Here is a 16,065-nt window from a genome sequence, read left to right on the forward strand (position 1 = left end):
GGCATGCGCGTACTGATCGTGGAGGACGAGCCCTACCTGGCCGAGGCCGTCCGGGACGGTCTGCGGCTGGAGGCGATCGCCGCCGACATCGCCGGCGACGGCGACACCGCCCTGGAACTGCTCAGCGTCCACTCCTACGACCTGGCGGTCCTCGACCGCGACATCCCCGGCCCCTCCGGCGACGAGGTCGCCCGGCGGATCGTCGCCTCCGGCAGCGGCATCCCGATCCTCATGCTCACCGCCGCCGACCGGATCGACGACAAGGCGTCCGGGTTCGGGCTCGGCGCCGACGACTACCTCACCAAACCGTTCGAGCTGCGGGAGCTGGTCCTGCGGCTGCGGGCGCTCGACCGCCGACGCGCGTACGCCCGGCCCCCGGTCCGCGAGATCGCCGGACTGCGGCTCGACCCCTTCCGCCGGGAGGTGTTCCGCGACGGACGCTACGTGGCGCTCACCCGCAAGCAGTTCGCCGTACTGGAGGTCCTCGTCGCCGCCGAGGGCGGGGTCGTCAGCGCCGAGGAACTGCTGGAACGGGCCTGGGACGAGAACGCCGACCCCCTCACCAACGCCGTGCGGATCACCGTCTCAGCCCTGCGCAAACGGCTCGGCGAGCCCTGGGTCATCGCCACGGTCCCCGGCGTCGGCTACCGCATCGACACCGGCCGTCCGCATGCCTAGACGCCCGGGGCTCAGCGTCCGCCTGAAACTCACCCTCAGCTACGCCGCGTTCCTCGCCGTCGCCGGCGCCCTCCTGCTGGCCGTGGTCTGGGGATTCCTGCTGCGCTACGTCCCCGACACCCCCCAGGGCCTGCTCGGGATCTCGCCCAACCGCTACCTCCTGGTCCGCACCTTCGCCCCCGCCGCGGCCGTGGCGATGGCCTTCCTGCTCGTGTTCGGCCTCGTCGGGGGATGGATCCTCGCCGGCCGGATGCTCGCGCCGCTCACCCGGATCACGGATGCGGCCCGGCTGGCCGGGAACGGGTCGCTGTCCCACCGGATCCGCATGACGGGCCGCCAGGACGAGTTCCGGGAGCTTTCCGACACCTTCGACTCGATGCTCGACCAGCTCGAGTCCCACGTCGCCGAGCAGCAGAGGTTCGCCGCGAACGCCTCCCACGAGCTGCGCACCCCGCTGGCGATCTCGCGGACGCTCCTCGACGTCGCCCGCAAGGACCCCACCCGCGACCGGACCGAACTCATCGAACGCCTGGATGTCGTCAACACCCGGGCGATCGACCTCACCGAGGCCCTCCTGCTGCTCAGCCGCAGCGACCGCGGCGCCTTCACCCGGGCGAACGTCGACCTCTCCCTCATCGCCGAGGAGGCCGCCGAAACGCTGCTCCCGCTCGCCGAACAGCGCCGGATCACGCTCGACGTCACCGGCGGGGCGGCCCGGACCAGCGGCTCCGCGGAGCTCCTGCTGCGGATGGCGACCAACCTCGTCCAGAACGCCGTCGTCCACAACCTCCCCACCGGCGGCACCGTGACGGTCCACACCGAGGCGTACGGCGACACCAGCGTGCTGCGGGTCGAGAACACCGGCCGTCCCGTGCCCGCGGACCTGGTACCGACCCTCACCGAACCCTTCCAGCGCGGGACGGAACGCGCCCGCACCGACGAGCACGCCGGCGTCGGTCTCGGCCTGGCCATCGTGGAGAGCATCGTCCGCGCCCACGACGGGACCCTCGACCTCGCACCCCGCCCGGACGGCGGTCTCCTCGTCACCGTCCGGCTCCCCGGCATGCCGTCCGCGACCCGGGAGGCCCACTGATCGAGGAACACGGGGGCGCAGCGACGAACACGGCCTACCGCGCGGCGCCCTCCGCCAGGTAGGCCAGGACGGCCTTCACCCGGCGGTTGTCCGCGCCGGTCGCCTCCAGGCCGAGCTTGGCGAACACCGAGGCGACGTGCTTCTCCACCGCCCGCTCGGTGACCACCAGCCGCTCCGCGACGGCGCGGTTGGAACACCCCTCCGCCAGCAGCGCCAGCACCTCCGACTCGCGCGGGGTGAGCGCCTCCAGCGGGCTGCGGCGGCGTCCGGCCCGGGGGAGCAGGGCCCCGACGATCTCCGGATCCAGGACCGTGCCACCCTCCGCGACCCGGTGCAGAGCCTCCACCAGCTCGGAGGTCCGGGCGACCCGTTCCTTCAACAGGTACCCCACCCCGGCCGCCCCGCCCTCCATCAGCCGCTCCGCCCAGGCGCTCTCCACCTGCTGCGAGAAGACCAGCACCCCCGTGCCCGGCCGGAGTTCACGCAGCCGGAGTGCCGCGCGGATCCCCTCGTCGGTGAAGGTGGGAGGCATCCGCACGTCGACCACCGCCACGTCCGGCCCGTGCACCACGACGGCCGCCAGCAGCCCCTCGGCGTCGCCGACCGTCGCCACCACCTCGCACCCGCGGGCCGCCAGCAACTCGGCCATCCCCTCCCGCAGGATCACGGAGTCCTCGGCCAGGGCGACGCGCAGTGGACGATCAGTCATGCCCCTATTGTCGGACACCGGTCCGGCCACACCGGCACCCCGGTGCCTCCCCGGCGGCATCGGCAACGGGAGGTGCCTTGATATCGTCCGGATCGTTCGTGCCGCAGACCGATCAGGAGCCCTCGTGAACCGCCCTGCCTCCGTCCAGCCTTCGGGGACGCCCTTCCGACTGGTCGTCACCGGTGGTGGTACCGGCGGGCACACCTATCCGGCGCTGACGGCCGTCCGCACGCTGCAGGCCCGCCTCGCGGCCGAGGGCCGGGCGCTGGACGTCCTGTGGATCGGGACCGCGAACGGGCTGGAGGCGCGGGTGGCTCCCGCCGAGGGGATCCGCTTCGAGCCGGTGGCGACCGGGAAGATCCGCCGCTCCGCCAACCCGCTGAAGCTGGTGTCGCCCGCGAACGTCCGGGACATGGCCCGGGTGCCGCTCGGCGCCTTCCAGGCCCGTGCCCTGATCTCCCGCTACCAGCCGGACGTGGTCCTCGCCACCGGCGGGTACGTCGCCGTGCCGGTGGGGCTGGCCGCGAAGGCGTGCCGGCGGCCGCTGGTGGTCCACGAGCAGACGGTCCGGCTCGGGCTCGCCAACAAGGTCCTGGCCAGGGTGGCGGCCCGGGTCGCGGTGTCCTCGCCCTCGACGCTGCCGCTGCTGCCGGAGTCGGCCCGGCCGACCGCGGCGGTCACCGGCAACCCGGTCCGGCCCGAGGTCCTGGCGGGGAGCGCGGACAAGGCGGTCGCGGCGCTGGGGCTGCACCGCTTCGACCGCCGCCTGCCGACCGTCTACGTGACCGGTGGCGCGCAGGGCTCGGCCCAGATCAACACCCTGGTCGCCGAGATCCTGCCCTGGCTGCTGACCTGCGCGAACGTGGTCCACCAGTGCGGACCGGCGAACGAGGCGGGCCTGCGCGAGCGGGCTGCGGGGCTCCCCGCGGACCTGGCCGACCGGTACCTGCTCACCGGCTACGTCGGCTCCGAGCTGCCCGACCTCCTCGCCCTGGCCGACGTGGTGGTCTCCCGCAGCGGCGCCGGCACCCTCGCCGAACTCACCGCACTCGGCAAGGCCGCCGTCTTCGTCCCGCTCGCCAGCTCGGCCGGGAACGAACAGGCCCACAACGCCCGGCATCTCCAGGACGCCGGTGCCGCCGTCGCCCTCACCGGCGAGGTGACCGCCACCGCGCTCCGCGAGGCCGTCGCACCGCTGCTGGCCGAGCCGGCCCGACGGGCCGACATGGCGCAGCAGGCCCGCCGGCACGGTCGCCCGGACGCGGCCGAGCGACTCGTGGACGTCCTGCTGGAGGCGGCCGCCCGCTGAGCGCCACGCACGGAGCATCGCGCACGGAGTGCGCTCGGAACCGGGCGCCACGCGGTCCTGAGGACGGCTCAGCTTCCGGGGCGGCCGCGCCGGCCGTACCGGTCGGCCTCTACCATCCCCTCCCATGGCGATGTTCGTTCACCTCACCTCGGCGGCCAACACCCCGCGGATCCGACGGGCCGGCGTCCGGGCGGACAGCCACGGGCAGGGCGGGCTGCGCGGGGTGTACTGCTTCCCGGTGCTGCGCTCGCACACCCTCACCCACCAGTGGCTGCGCGAGCTGGCCCGGCACGGCAACCGGGGCGGGATGGTCGCGGTCCACCTCCGGCTGGACGACGCGCAGCCGGTGCTGGTCGGCCGGTACGGGGACCGGTCCCGCGGGGCCCAGCGGGAGGTCCCGGCGGCGGAGGCCGTCCGGCGGATCGCGACGCTGGAGGATCCGCGCGGGTGGGAGGTGTTCCTGCCGCGGGCCGTCACGCCGCGCGAGGTGCACCGGATCCGCAGCGCCCCGCAGGTGGCCGGCTGGCGCTACATGCCCGACGCCCACGGCCGCCGTCCGTGCACCTGCTACGGCTGCCGGGTCCGCGGCGAGTACGGCGGCCGGCGGATGCGGGAGCGGCTGCCGCACCCGCTGGACGGACCGCCGCCCCCGCCGCGGGTGCTGCTGGCCCGGCTGGACGCCGCCGGCGAGCCTGGAGATCCGGCGGTGCTGCGGGACCTCCTGCACTGGTTCGGCTTCCGCCGCCGCGGCCCGGTCGACCGCCTGGCCCGCCTGGCCGCCCACCCCGACCCGGATGTCCGCGAGGCCCTGGTCTGGGCGATCGGCCGCTGGACCACGCCCGGCGTCCCCGCCCTCCTCGACGGCCTCGCCACCGATCCGGCCGAGGACGTCCGCGAGGCCGTGGAGGTCATGCGTTCCTAGGTCTGCCCGTCTTCAACGATCGGGTCCAGGGCGACGGGAGGGGCCCGCGCCGTGGGCGCGGGCCCCTCACCGGGCGGAGAGCCGATCAGAAGGTGAGCTTCCAGCCGTTGATGTAGCCGGTGTCGAAGGAGTACATGTCCTGGACCTTGAGCCGCCAGGTGCCGTTGGCGGTCTCGCTGGAGGCGTTCACCGTGTAGGTGGCGACCACGTCGTCCGCGGAGTCGCTGATGTTGGCGTCCTTGAGCCGGTAGGCGGTGCCGTCGGGGGCGACCAGGTCCACGGTCAGGTCACCGCGCCAGGTGTGCTTGATGTCGACGTCCACCTTGAGGGTGCCGGGCGCGTTGCCGGACATCCCGCTGACCGGGATGTCCGAGTAGACGGCCGCGCCGTGGTCGGGGATCTGGACGTCGGCGGTGTTCTCGAAGGTGGTGATCGCGGAGACCACGTTCCAGGTGAACGTCGCCGTGGAGGTGGAACCGGCGGTGTCGGTCACCGTCACCGTCACACTGCTGCTCCCGAGCGCGGTGGGCGTGCCGGAGATCAGGCCGGTGGAGGCGTTGATCGACAGGCCGGCCGGCAGCCCGGTGGCCGCGTACGAGAGGGCGCCCGGGTTGGTGCTGGTGGCCTGGACCTGGAGGCTGGCCGCCTTGTCCACCACGCTGTTCTGGGTGCCGGGGTTGGTCACCGAGACGCCGTTGGCGATCCGGCTGCCGACCGCGATGCCGGCCCAGGCGTTGGCGGTGTTGATGTAGGTGGCGCTGTTCGCGCCGTAGAGGTCGGCCGCGGCCTGGAGGGTGGCGGTGCGGGCGGCGGCGTAGTTGGTGGTGGAGGTCATGTACGTGGAGAGCGCGCGGTACCAGATGCGCTCCGCCGCGTCGCGGCCGATCGGGGTGACGGGCTGGTTGTCGGCGGTGGGGCTGTCGTACGAGACGCCGTTGACCACCTTGGGTCCGCTGCCCTCGGAGGCCAGGTAGAACCAGTGGTTGGCCGGGCCGGAGGAGTAGTGGACGTCGATCGACCCGATGCCGGAGTACCAGGAGTCCTTGGACTTGCCGTCCTTGGAGGGCTTGTCCATGTAGCGCAGCGGCTTGCCGTCGCCGAAGATGTTGATCTTCTCGCCGACCAGGTAGTCGCCGGGGTCGGCGGCCGAGTTGACGTGGAACTCCACGGCCGCGGCCATGATGTCGGAGGTGGCCTCGTTGAGGCCGCCGGACTCGCCGCTGTAGACCAGCTTGGCGGTGGCCGCGGTGACGCCGTGGGACATCTCGTGGGCGGCGACGTCCAGCGAGGTCAGCGGGTTGTTGTTGGCCGAGCCGTCGCCGTAGGTCATGCAGAAGCAGGAGTCGTCCCAGAACGCGTTCACGTAGGCGTTGCCGTAGTGCACGCGGCTGTAGGCGCCGACGCCGTCGCCCTTGATGCCGCTGCGGCCGTGGACGTCCTTGTAGTAGTCCCAGGTCGCCTGGGCGCCGTAGGCGGCGTCGACGCCGGCGGTCTGACGGTTGCTCTGCTGGCCGGTGCCCCAGACGTCGTCCGGGTCGGTGTACAGCGTGCCGGTGCCGGAGGTCCCCCCGTTGAGGTCGTAGGTCTTGTGGTTGCCGCGGCCGCCGTCCGTCATCGTCCAGCTGGTACCGGACTTGGTGGTGCCGATGGTCACCTGGCCGTTGTACTGGCCGGTTCCGGTGCCGGTCTCGATGGCCTGGTACTCGAAGAGCTTCTCGCCGGTGGTGGCGTCGGTGACGACGTGCAGGGCGTTCGGAGTGCCGTCGGGCTGGAGACCGCCGACCACGGTCTCCCAGGCCAGCACCGGCGTCCCGGTCGCCGCCCAGATGACGGACCGTGCCGAGTCGGCCTTCGCCTCCTTGGCGCCGACCGCCTCGGCCCGGCCGACAGCGAGACTCTTGGCGGAGTCGGCGCTGCGAGCCGGGGTGGTGGAGGCCACCGCGACCGGGCCCTCGGTGGCCTTGTTCACGCCCGTGATCGCGCCGTCGGGTCCGGTGTGGACGACCAGGTCACCGCCGAGGACCGGGAGTCCGGCGTAGGTCCGCTCGTAGCGGGTGTGCACGGTGCCGTCGGCGTCCTTGAGGACCGAGCGCGGCTGGAGCTTCTCCTGCGCGCCCAGCTGCAGGGCGGCGGCCGTCCGGGCGGCACCGGCCTCGGCCGCGGACAGCAGCGCGGACCGCTCGCCCGGACTGAGCGAGGCGGCGAGCGCGCCGGCCCGGGGCTGGGCGGAGACCGTCAGGGTCCGGGCGGAACGGTCGGACTCGGCGCTCGCCGCGCCGGCGGGGAGGGTGACGGCGATCAGGGCGGCGCCGACGATCCAGGCGCTCACGGCCGCGACCTTGTGGGGGGAACGTATCAACGGAACTCCTTCTGCGGCGGCCCGGGTCGGGGCCGGTGACAGCCGGACAGCTGGATTGCTGCCCGGATCGAGCTGGAGATGCGTTGGTGCGTCGGTGCAGTGGGGCGTGGCGGACCGCCCGACGGGGCGGGGTGGTCGGGGACCCGTCGTGACGGCGGTCCGCACCCGGAAGGGTCGCACGTTGGCGCAGACATGTCAGTAGGGCGGGTCGAGTTGGCCGGAAATCGGCACCGGACCTCACCCCGGGCGTCCCTGACGGTCGGGCAGGGGGCGGACCGCGTACCACCGGACCGGGTACGGGCGGTCCGCCGGTCAGGGCCTCAGGGTCCGCCGCCGCGCGACCGGACGGGTGGCCCGCCGGCGGGTGGAGCGGACGGCCAGGCGGCCGAGGGGGCCGGCGAGGACGCCGAGCAGGAGGCCGAGGGCCAGGCCGAAGTAGTTGTCCAGCAGGTCCTGGCCGTCGCAGGCGCGGCCGAGGGCGGGCACCGCGTACTGCACGGCCTCCACGGCCACCGGGAGCAGCGCGGCGAAGGTGCCGGCGGCGATCCGCCGGCCCCAGGTGCCCGCCAGGGCGGCGGTCGCCCCGAGCGGGACGAACAGGGCGACGTTCAGGCTGGACTGCGTCGCCGTCAGGAGCTCCGACAGCGGGTGCGGCGCGACCCGGTCGAAGCTGCACTGCCGGACGCCGTACCGGGCGTTCTCCCACAGCGACATCCGGACGTCCGGCAGCAGGGTCAGCGTGACGACGCCGCCCACGGCGAACAGCAGCAGGAAGCCCACCGCCCGGTGCGCCCGCAGCAGTCGGCCGGCCCGGCGGCTCAGCAGCGCGGCGAGCAGCAGCGAACCCAGCACACCGGGCCAGAACAGCGGGGAGGCACTCAGGACGGCTTCGATCACACGGGTGGCGACGCTCCCGCACCCGCGTCCGGTTCTCCGGCCGCCGTACCCGGGTGGCCGGGGCGCGGCGGACCGGTGCTCAGCCCGCCGCCGGTGACGGGCTCTCGGCGGGGGCGCCGTCCACCGGACGCTCGGCGGCGGCGGGGCGGACGGCCGGGCGGGGACGGAGCACGCGGAGCAGCATGCCCGGCGCGAGCAGCCGCTGCGGCGGCTCCTGCAGGTTGGCCACACCGAGGAAGGTCCGGCCCACCAGGGCGTCGTGCGCGGCGGCGCGGTGCAGCCGGGCGATGTACCGGTTGAGCAGCCGCACCCGCAGCGTCCGGCGGCCCTCGATGAACGGGAACCGCAGGTCGCCGCCGACCGACATGTCCCAGGGCACGTCGGTGATCCGCGCGGCCCGCCGGAAGAACCGCCGCGCCAGGTCCTCGGCGGGACCGGCGGCGAGGCACTCGCGCAGCGCGTCCGCCTCGCAGGCGGCCACCGTCATGCCCTGCCCGTACGAGGGGTTGAACTGGCAGAGGGCGTCGCCGAACACCAGGTAGCCCTGCGGGAAGCGGTCCAGCCGCTCGTAGCGGCGGCGGATGGAGACCGGGATCCGCATCAGCTTCGGCTCGCCCAGCGGCTCCAACTGGACCAGCAGGCGGTGCAGGTCGGGCGCAGGCAGCCGCTCGGCGAACCGGTGGTAGCCCTCCGGGTCGCCCGGCGGGACGTCCCCGCCCATGCCGAACAGGGTGACCAGCCAGCGGTCGCCCTCGGCGCTGAGCGCGACACCGCCGCGCGGCGCCTGGGCCTGCGCCCCGATGATGTACGCGTCCGCCACCGCCGTGCCGGGCTTGCGCCGGTACTCGCGCGAGGCGTAGACCAGCCCCGAGTCGACCCGCTCCTCCGGGGCCGGCTCGTAGCCGAGGCCGCGGAGCCAGGTCGCGCCGCGGTTGCCGCGGCCGGTGGCGTCCACGAACAGGTCCGTCTCCAGCACCTGCGGCTCGGCGTTCATCCGCAGCGCCCGGACGCCGGTGACCCGGAGGCGGGCCTCGTCCGCGACCGGTTCGAGCACCTCGCAGCGCTCGTGGAACTCCACCCCGGGCAGCGCGGACACCCGGGTGCGCAGGTAGTGCTCCAGCTCGGGACGGCTGACCATCAGTCCGGGCAGGCCTGAGGGCGCCGCCTTCAGCCGGTGGCCGTCGTTGACCCAGAACACGTCCGCCTGGACGTCCCGGACCAGGGCGCCGCGCGCCAGCAGGTCCTCGCGCAGCCCCGGGAACAGGTCCTCCAGGATCTCGAAGCCGCGCGACAGCATGCCGTGCGCGTGGCGGCTCTGCGGCACCCCGCGCCGCGGACCGCCGTCCGCCGGCAGGGCGTCGCGGTCGATCACGCTCACCCTCGTGTACGTCTCGCTGAGCACCCGGGCCGCCAGCAGGCCGCCGATCCCCGCTCCCGCGACGACCGCGTGCCCCCGTCTCGCCCCGCCGTCGTTGTTCATGGCGTCGTCCCCCGTTCCTCGTCGACCCCACGACTGTGCACCGTCCGACTTGCCGACGGATATACAGCGGATTGCCAATGCCACCGACCTACCCGACCATCCCCTCATCACACCGGCGCACGGGCGCACCGACGGCGCACCGCCTCCGGTCGCCCACCCCTGACACCCGATCGGCCGAAGGGTGGTGACACCAGCCGGGTCGGCGACTCCGCCGGCCCGCGCGGGATCAGTGAGCAGGCGGCCCCGGGGCCTCCTCCTCGGACGGCCAGCGGCCTTCGACGAAGAGCTTCACCAGGGCCGCGTGCGAGAGCGGGCTGGACGGGTCGGCGACGTCGCCGTTGGTGGTGTAGTCGAGCAGCACGACGTCCCCGTCCCCGGCCGTCCGCAGCCGCTCGACCAGATCCGCCACCCGGTGCTCCAGGACCCAGCGGTAGGACGGCAGGTAGACCAGCCGGCGGGCGGTCTCGTACGGCAGCAGGCGCTCGCCGTCCAGCCCCGCGCGGTGGCCCTGGACGGGCCCGAAGCGGCGGACCGTCCGCTTCAGGCCCTTCATCGCGGTGACCTCCAGCTTCGTCCGGTCGACACCGGCCTCCGGGAAGACCTTGAGCGCCTGCCAGATCCCCTCCACCGACCGGCCCACCACGCCCTCGGAGAACGGCACCGGGATCCCGCCGTGCGGGTAGAAGGGGCTGAGCCGCACCCAGGGCTCGGGCCCCCGGGAGGTCACGTCGAGGATCTGTGCCCCCGGGTACGCGGCGGCCAGCGAGGCCGCCGAGCGGCGGCGGCTCGCGATGTGGATCGGCACGGTCGGCCCCTCTCGCAGTGGAACCGCCCAGCCTCCCGCACACCACTGACACACCGCCGCTCCCAGCCGCTCCGGTCGACCGGCTCAGGGCCGCCGGTCGCGCAAGGTCGCCGGTGGCTCAGGGCCGCTGGTAGGGGCGCGTCATGATCTCCAGATTGTGGCCGTCCGGGTCGGCGAAGTAGGCGCCGCGCCCGCCGAACAGCCGGTTGATCCGGCCGGGTTCGGTGTGCCCGGGGTCGGCGAAGTAGGTCACCCGGGCGGCCTCCAGGCGCTCGATCATCGCGTCGAACTGCTCGTCCGGCACCAGGAACGCGTAGTGGTTGGGCTGGACCGGCGCGTCCCGCAGCTCGTAGTAGTCGAGCGTGACGCCGTTGCCGAGGTCCACGGGCAGGAACGGCCCGAAGGGCGCGCCCACCGTGAGGTCGAGGATTCCGGCGAGGAACCAGGCGGAGGCCTGCCGGTCCGTGGCGTAGACGACGGTGTGGTTCAACTGGACGGCGGTGGAGGGCCGCTGGTGAGGGGTGGGCTGGTGGTACGTCAAGTTCCGGACCTTTCCTGGTCTCTGCTACCGCTGGGGCATGGGGGAGAGGAGGAAAGGCGTACGGCGGGCTCCGCGCCCGCCCCGCGCTCACGCCGGGGCCGGGAACCCAACTGGTGTGTGGCCCAAGGCCGACCCGGCAGTCACCCGGCCGACTCTACCCCGACGTCGGTGGAAGTCCCAGCGGATTCCGGCCCGGTGGCCCCGCCGCCCGGGTCGTGGCCCGAGGTGTGGTCCGAGGTGTGGCCCGAAACTCACTTGAACGCGTTCAAATGCTTTGCGAGCATGGCATCCGGCCCACCCGCCCGAGCAAAGGATGCCGACCTTGACCATGTCGTCCCTCCTGCGACCGAACCTCCGCCCCCGCCGGGCCGTCGCCGTGGCGCAGTCGGAGGTGGCGGGCGGCACCGAACCCACCCGGATCCTGGACTGGACGCACCCGCGCGTCGCCGCCCTGACGGCGGAACTCGCCGTCGGCGCGGCCTCGTCCGACCCGCACGGCGCCCCGGCCGCCCCGCTGGACGCCCCGGCCCGGATCGCCCTGCTGCGCCGGGCCCACCGGCTGATCGCCGTGTCCGTCCAGCCGGTCTACTCGGTCGAGGACGAGCGCCGGGTCTCCCGGGTACTGGCCCGCGGGCGCGGCTCGTGCAGCCAGCGCCTGGCGCTGTTGGAGGCGGTGGCCCGCTCCGCGGGGGTGCCTACCCGGGTCCGCGGCCTGCTGGTGGACGGCCGGTTCTGGCACCCGCGGTTCCCGCGGCTGCGGAGGATCGTCCCCGACCAGGTCCTGCTCGCCTGGCCGGAGTTCCGCCTGCAGGACGGTCCCGAGGCTGTCTGGCTGCCGGTCTCCGAACTCTTCGGCTCGATCGAGTCGCTGCGCGCCGCCGACGGTCGGGCCTTCACCAACGACGGCCCGGAGACCCTCTTCGAGGCGCTCGCCCGGACGGCCGTCGACTGGGACGGTGGCGGCGCCGGCCTCTGTCCCGCCGCCGCCCCCGACTCCTGCGACCTGTCCGCCCACGTGCTGCGCGACCTCGGCCGCTACGACGCGCGCGACGACCTCTTCGCCCGCCACGGCCAGACCCTCTGCCGCCCGGCCCGCCTCCTCGCCGAGCCCGTCCTCGGCCGCCGCCCGGCCGGCCTCTGACACCTCGGGGCGCCCCCGTGCCCGCGGTGAACCCCGGGGCACCCGTACCGGAATCGATCCTCAGGTGCGGAGTGACCGCAGGACCGCGTCGAGCAGCCGGTCCGCGTACCCGTGGTCCAGCGGCCCCAGCCCGTGCAGCCATCGGTAGTACATCGGCCCGTACAGCAGCTCGACGGCGAGGTCGAGGTCGGCGTCCGGGGCGATCTCCCCGCTCTCCCGGGCGCTGCGCAGCCGCTCGCGGGTGACCTCCAGCAGGGGGTCCAGCAGTCGTTCGCGGTACTCCCGCAGCAGGGCGGGATCGGTCACCACCTCGGCGGTGAGGGCGCGGCCGGTGTTGTCGAAGCCCGGGTCGGCGAGTTCGTCGGCGGTGGGTCGCAGGACGGCCCGGAGGTCGGCGGCGAGGTCGCCGGTGTCGGGCAGGTCCAGGCTGCCGGAGGCGTTCTCGCTGGCGGCGAGGAAGGCGTCGAAGACCACCGCGCCCTTGGAGGGCCACCAGCGGTAGATGGTCTGCTTGCCGACGCCCGCGCGGGCGGCGATCGCCTCGATGGTCAGCCTGGCGAAGCCGACCTCGGCGACCAGTTCGGCGGCGGCGGTCAGCACGGCCGTGCGCGAGCGTTCGCTGCGGCGGGCGGGGTCGGGGGCGCTGCGGGTCATGGCCGCCAGTCTAGCGGCCCAACGGAACGATACGTCTCGTCTTGACACCGGCTCCACCCGCGCCCATGCTGAGGGCTCAACGAGACGGACCGTCTCGTCTCGCGCCTCGCCCAACCCATGAGGAGCCCGACATGACCCGCCCTGCCCACATCGCCATGGTCTCGATCCCGGCCCACGGCCACGTCAACCCCAGCCTGGAGGTGATCCGCGAACTCGTCGCCCGCGGCCACCGCGTCAGCTACTGCAACGACCCGTCCTTCGCACGGACCATCGAGTCCACCGGCGCCCGGCTCGTCCCGTACGACACGGTGCTGCCGCTCGGCGAGGACCCGGGGGAGTGGCCCGAGGGCCCGGTGGCGATCCAGGAGCTGTTCCTGGACGACGCCGTCGCGATGCTGCCCGCCCTGCAGAGGGCCTTCGAGGGCGACCGCCCCGACCTCGTCCTGTACGACATCGCCGGGTACGCGGGCCGGCTGGTCGCCGAGGGCTGGGGCGTGCCGGCGGTACAGCTCTCTCCGACCTTCGTCGCCTGGGAGGGGTACGAGCAGGACCTCGCCGAGATGCTCGACGCGGTCCGCACCGGCCCCGGCGGCCCGGAGCACCACCGCCGGTTCGCCGACTGGCTGGCCGACAACGGCGCCGCGGTCCGCGACCCGCAGGAGTTCACGGGCCGCCCCGCCCGCTCGCTCGCGCTGGTGCCGCGCGTCCTCCAGCCGAACGCCGACCGGGTCGACCCCGAGCGGTACACCTTCCTCGGGCCCTGCTTCGGCGACCGCTCCCACCAGGGCGACTGGACGCGTCCGGAGGGCGCCGAGCGGGTGCTGCTGGTGTCGCTGGGCTCGGCGTTCACCCGGCAGCCGGCCTTCTACCGCGCCTGTCTGCGGGCCTTCGGCGACCTGCCAGGCTGGCACGTGGTGCTGCAGATCGGCTGGCACACCGACCCGGCCGAGCTCGGCCCGGTCCCGGCCAACGTGGAGGTGCACCCGTGGGTCCCGCAGCTGGCGGTGCTGGAGCAGGCGGACGCCTTCGTCACCCACGCCGGCATGGGCGGCACCGCGGAGGGCCTGTCCTGCGGGCTGCCGATGATCGCCGTCCCGCAGGCGGCCGACCAGTTCGCCAACGCCGACCGCCTGGTCGAACTCGGCGTCGGCCGACGGCTGGACACCGAGCAGGCCACCGCCGAGGAACTACGCAAGGCCCTACTGGAGTTGACCGCCGACCCGGCGGTCGCCCCACGGCTGGCCGCCATCCGGCGGGAACTCCGTGAGGAAGGCGGCACCACCCGGGCGGCCGACCTGATCGAGGCCCACCTGCCCGGACGGTGCTGAACTCCTCCCGGACGTCAGCCGGCGTCGTCCCGGACCCGCAGTGCCTGCTCGACCAGCGCGACGGCGTTCAGCCGTGGGCAGCCGCCGAGGCGGCTACAGGACCGGGCCGGCCAGTGTCTCGATCGGGCCGAGGTCCGGATTGGGCTCGCGGGTGAGGCTCAACAGTTCCTCGGGTGGTTCGCTCCCGTCCCGGACGATCGCCACGTAGGCCTTGGCCTCCCGCAGGGTCACCCGCGGGGCACGCTTGCGCAGGTGCTGCATGGCGGCGGCGGTCCCGACGGAGTCCGCGAGGTGCCGGACCTCCGCGGCGAGGGGGTCGGGCCTCCTGATGCCCTTGACCTGCCAGAGGTAGTGCTCCTCCCAGTCATCGGTCCACCAGGTGCCGGGAACGAAGTGGATGCTCCCGTCCTCCCGGTCGACCAGGTAGGGGCCGCCGAGGAGGGTCCCGCGCAGGGCGGGGTTGCGGGCGCCCTCCGCCGAGGTCCAGTACGCGAGCCACCCGACCGACCGCTCGTCGACGGCGTACACGGCCAGCGCGGGGATCCCCCTCGCCCATGCCGAGGTCGGCCGCTCCCGCTCCAGCAAGGCCTCGACCAGCTCGATCGCTTGTTCCCTGGAGATCACGCTCTCCATCCTGCCCGACGGGTCAACCGGATTTCGGCGCGCAGCGCAGGGCGGTGCAGGGAGGTGCAGGGCGGCACCGGGCGGCCGACCAGGGTGGTCAGCTGCGGGTGGCCGCGTGTTCCGCCAGCTCCAGCAGGGTCTGCAGGTCGTGGGCGGCCTCCGCCGCGCACAGGGCGGTGGCCGCGGCCAGGCCGAGGAAGGCGGCGGTGGTCCAGGTGCGGCTGCGCGGGGCGGGCGCCAGCAGGGCGGCGACGCGGCGGGGTACCGGACCGGGGCCGGGGCCGACCGGTCGGAGGCGGCCGAGGCGGCCGAGGAGGCCGAGGGCGGCGGCCGGGATCCGGCTGCGGCCGCGGGTGCGGCGGGCGGCCAGGGCGGCTTTGCCGATGGTGCGGGCGACCTGTGCGCGGTCGCCCGTGCAGGCGGCGGCGTCCTCGTCGGCCCAGCGTTCCACGGTGTAGCCGACGGTGGTGGCGAGCGGGCGGAGCAGCGGGTTGGCGGCGGCGGCGAGCTGGGCGAGCGCGACGAACAGGTGGTGCCGGTGGTCGAGGTGGGCGCGTTCGTGGGCGAGCAGGATCGCGTGTTCGGTGGGTTCGAGCGCGTCGAGCATGCCGGTGGAGACGACGATCCGGCCCGGGTTCCCGGGGACGGCGTACGCCTCGGCGGCGGGGTCGTCGACGATGACGAGCTGGTCGGGGCCGGGCAGGCAGGCGGCCTCGGCCATGGCCGAGGCCAGGGTGCGGGCGCGCCGTACGAGCATCCGGCCGGCCAGGGCGGTGACGACGACCAGCAGCGTCCCGGCGAGGACGGCCACGGAGAGGGAGGTGGGGTCGTGCTGCTGGGCGGCGTGGGCCGACCAGTGCCCGTCGGCGAGCCGGGCGAGCAGCGGGATCCGGAGCAGCCCGGTGACGGCCAGCATGCCGAGGACGGCGGTGCCGGCGGTCGCCAGGACGAGCGAACCGGCCGTCAGCAGCCAGGTGGCCGCGCGCGGCGGCAGGCCCTCGCCCAGCGGCCGGGCGAGGAACGCGGCCAGGGCGGGGAAGAGCAGCGGAAGGTAGACGGCGACGTGCACGGGAGCGGTGCCTACGTCCCGGAGTCCAGGAGCCGGCGGAGGAGTTCCTCGTCGGCGTCGGACAGCTCGTCGACGAAGTGGGCGAGCACGGCCTCGCGGTCGGCTCGGCCGTCCAGGACCTTGCTCATCCGGCGGGCGGCCAGCCCGGACTCGTCGGCCACGGGGGTGTAGGCGAAGGCGCGGCCGCGCTTGGCGCGCCGGAGCAGGCCCTTGCCGTGCAGGCGGGTCAGGGCGGTGACCACGGTGGTGTACGCGAGTCGGGCGTCGCCGAGCCGTTCGAGGACCTCGCCCGGGGTCGCCGCCTCGGGAGCCGCCCGGTGGAGCACGGCCAGGATCTCCGCCTCCAGCTCGCCCTTGCCCCGCCCCTCGGGCGCGGTGGTGTGCATGTCCACGGAACCGGTTCACCTCCTGCGCCATCGTCGTCTCCGTGACCGTGGAACTCCTACGTCCCGGCAG

General features: G+C 74.3%; 16 protein-coding genes. 6 read left to right on the top strand and 10 right to left on the bottom strand.

Features of this window, described 5'->3' with window-relative positions; translation table 11 throughout:
- Positions 1–3 precede the first annotated feature (3 nt).
- Entirely contained in the window at positions 4–678 is a 675-nt protein-coding gene (locus ABWK59_RS32215) for a response regulator transcription factor (protein WP_354644198.1), read from the top strand.
- Positions 671–1,771: a sensor histidine kinase gene (locus ABWK59_RS32220; protein WP_354644199.1), complete on the top strand. Its 1,101-nt coding sequence runs from the start codon at positions 671–673 to the stop codon at positions 1,769–1,771. Before ABWK59_RS32215 ends, ABWK59_RS32220 begins: the two co-directional genes overlap by 8 nt.
- Positions 1,772–1,805: 34 nt before the next feature.
- On the opposite strand, the gene ABWK59_RS32225 is transcribed toward ABWK59_RS32220, so the two are convergent.
- The gene (locus ABWK59_RS32225; RefSeq protein WP_354644200.1) at positions 1,806–2,480 is read right to left on the bottom strand and encodes a response regulator transcription factor; all 675 of its coding nucleotides are present in this window, start codon (positions 2,478–2,480) and stop codon (positions 1,806–1,808) included.
- A gap of 124 nt (positions 2,481–2,604) precedes the next feature.
- On the opposite strand from ABWK59_RS32225, the gene ABWK59_RS32230 reads away from it, so the two are divergent.
- Both ABWK59_RS32230 and ABWK59_RS32235 read left to right on the top strand, forming a co-directional pair.
- Complete coding sequence (locus ABWK59_RS32230; protein WP_354644201.1) at positions 2,605–3,789, top strand: UDP-N-acetylglucosamine--N-acetylmuramyl-(pentapeptide) pyrophosphoryl-undecaprenol N-acetylglucosamine transferase; 1,185 nt, start codon at positions 2,605–2,607, stop codon at positions 3,787–3,789.
- 124 nt (positions 3,790–3,913) lie between these two features.
- Complete coding sequence (locus tag ABWK59_RS32235) at positions 3,914–4,711, top strand: HEAT repeat domain-containing protein (protein WP_354644202.1); 798 nt, start codon at positions 3,914–3,916, stop codon at positions 4,709–4,711.
- Positions 4,712–4,796: 85 nt separating this feature from the next.
- Here the strand turns inward: ABWK59_RS32235 and ABWK59_RS32240 are convergent, their stop codons facing one another.
- From ABWK59_RS32240 to ABWK59_RS32260, 5 genes are all read right to left on the bottom strand, one after another.
- On the bottom strand, positions 4,797–7,070 hold the full coding sequence (locus tag ABWK59_RS32240; RefSeq protein WP_354644203.1) for a M4 family metallopeptidase: 2,274 nt from the start codon (positions 7,068–7,070) through the stop codon (positions 4,797–4,799).
- A 312-nt stretch (positions 7,071–7,382) separates the two neighbouring features.
- Complete coding sequence (locus ABWK59_RS32245) at positions 7,383–7,967, bottom strand: VanZ family protein (RefSeq protein ID WP_354644204.1); 585 nt, start codon at positions 7,965–7,967, stop codon at positions 7,383–7,385.
- A gap of 79 nt (positions 7,968–8,046) precedes the next feature.
- A complete protein-coding gene (locus ABWK59_RS32250) occupies positions 8,047–9,447 on the bottom strand; it encodes an NAD(P)/FAD-dependent oxidoreductase (RefSeq protein WP_354644205.1) in 1,401 nt (466 codons plus the stop codon).
- A 226-nt stretch (positions 9,448–9,673) separates the two neighbouring features.
- Positions 9,674–10,252, bottom strand: a complete 579-nt coding sequence (locus ABWK59_RS32255; protein ID WP_354644206.1) for a DUF6939 family protein — start codon at positions 10,250–10,252, stop codon at positions 9,674–9,676.
- 118 nt (positions 10,253–10,370) lie between these two features.
- Positions 10,371–10,793 (bottom strand): VOC family protein, encoded by a 423-nt coding sequence (locus ABWK59_RS32260; protein WP_354644207.1) that lies wholly within the window; start codon positions 10,791–10,793, stop codon positions 10,371–10,373.
- 328 nt (positions 10,794–11,121) lie between these two features.
- On the opposite strand from ABWK59_RS32260, the gene ABWK59_RS32265 reads away from it, so the two are divergent.
- Positions 11,122–11,934, top strand: coding sequence for a transglutaminase domain-containing protein (locus ABWK59_RS32265; RefSeq protein WP_354645171.1), 813 nt, complete (start codon positions 11,122–11,124; stop codon positions 11,932–11,934).
- A 60-nt stretch (positions 11,935–11,994) separates the two neighbouring features.
- Here ABWK59_RS32265 and ABWK59_RS32270 read toward each other — a convergent pair whose 3' ends face one another.
- The gene (locus ABWK59_RS32270) at positions 11,995–12,588 is read right to left on the bottom strand and encodes a TetR/AcrR family transcriptional regulator (protein ID WP_354644208.1); all 594 of its coding nucleotides are present in this window, start codon (positions 12,586–12,588) and stop codon (positions 11,995–11,997) included.
- Positions 12,589–12,719: 131 nt separating this feature from the next.
- On the opposite strand from ABWK59_RS32270, the gene ABWK59_RS32275 reads away from it, so the two are divergent.
- The gene (locus tag ABWK59_RS32275) at positions 12,720–13,916 is read left to right on the top strand and encodes a macrolide family glycosyltransferase (RefSeq protein ID WP_354644209.1); all 1,197 of its coding nucleotides are present in this window, start codon (positions 12,720–12,722) and stop codon (positions 13,914–13,916) included.
- A 93-nt stretch (positions 13,917–14,009) separates the two neighbouring features.
- On the opposite strand, the gene ABWK59_RS32280 is transcribed toward ABWK59_RS32275, so the two are convergent.
- From ABWK59_RS32280 to ABWK59_RS32290, 3 genes are all read right to left on the bottom strand, one after another.
- The gene (locus ABWK59_RS32280; RefSeq protein WP_354644210.1) at positions 14,010–14,549 is read right to left on the bottom strand and encodes a YrhB domain-containing protein; all 540 of its coding nucleotides are present in this window, start codon (positions 14,547–14,549) and stop codon (positions 14,010–14,012) included.
- Between the two features lie 88 nt (positions 14,550–14,637).
- Positions 14,638–15,609: a M48 family metalloprotease gene (locus ABWK59_RS32285; RefSeq protein WP_354644211.1), complete on the bottom strand. Its 972-nt coding sequence runs from the start codon at positions 15,607–15,609 to the stop codon at positions 14,638–14,640.
- 11 nt (positions 15,610–15,620) lie between these two features.
- Positions 15,621–15,995 (bottom strand): BlaI/MecI/CopY family transcriptional regulator, encoded by a 375-nt coding sequence (locus ABWK59_RS32290; protein ID WP_354645172.1) that lies wholly within the window; start codon positions 15,993–15,995, stop codon positions 15,621–15,623.
- Positions 15,996–16,065 lie beyond the last annotated feature (70 nt).

Source organism: Kitasatospora sp. HUAS MG31, assembly GCF_040571325.1.
Lineage (GTDB): Bacteria > Actinomycetota > Actinomycetes > Streptomycetales > Streptomycetaceae > Kitasatospora > Kitasatospora camelliae.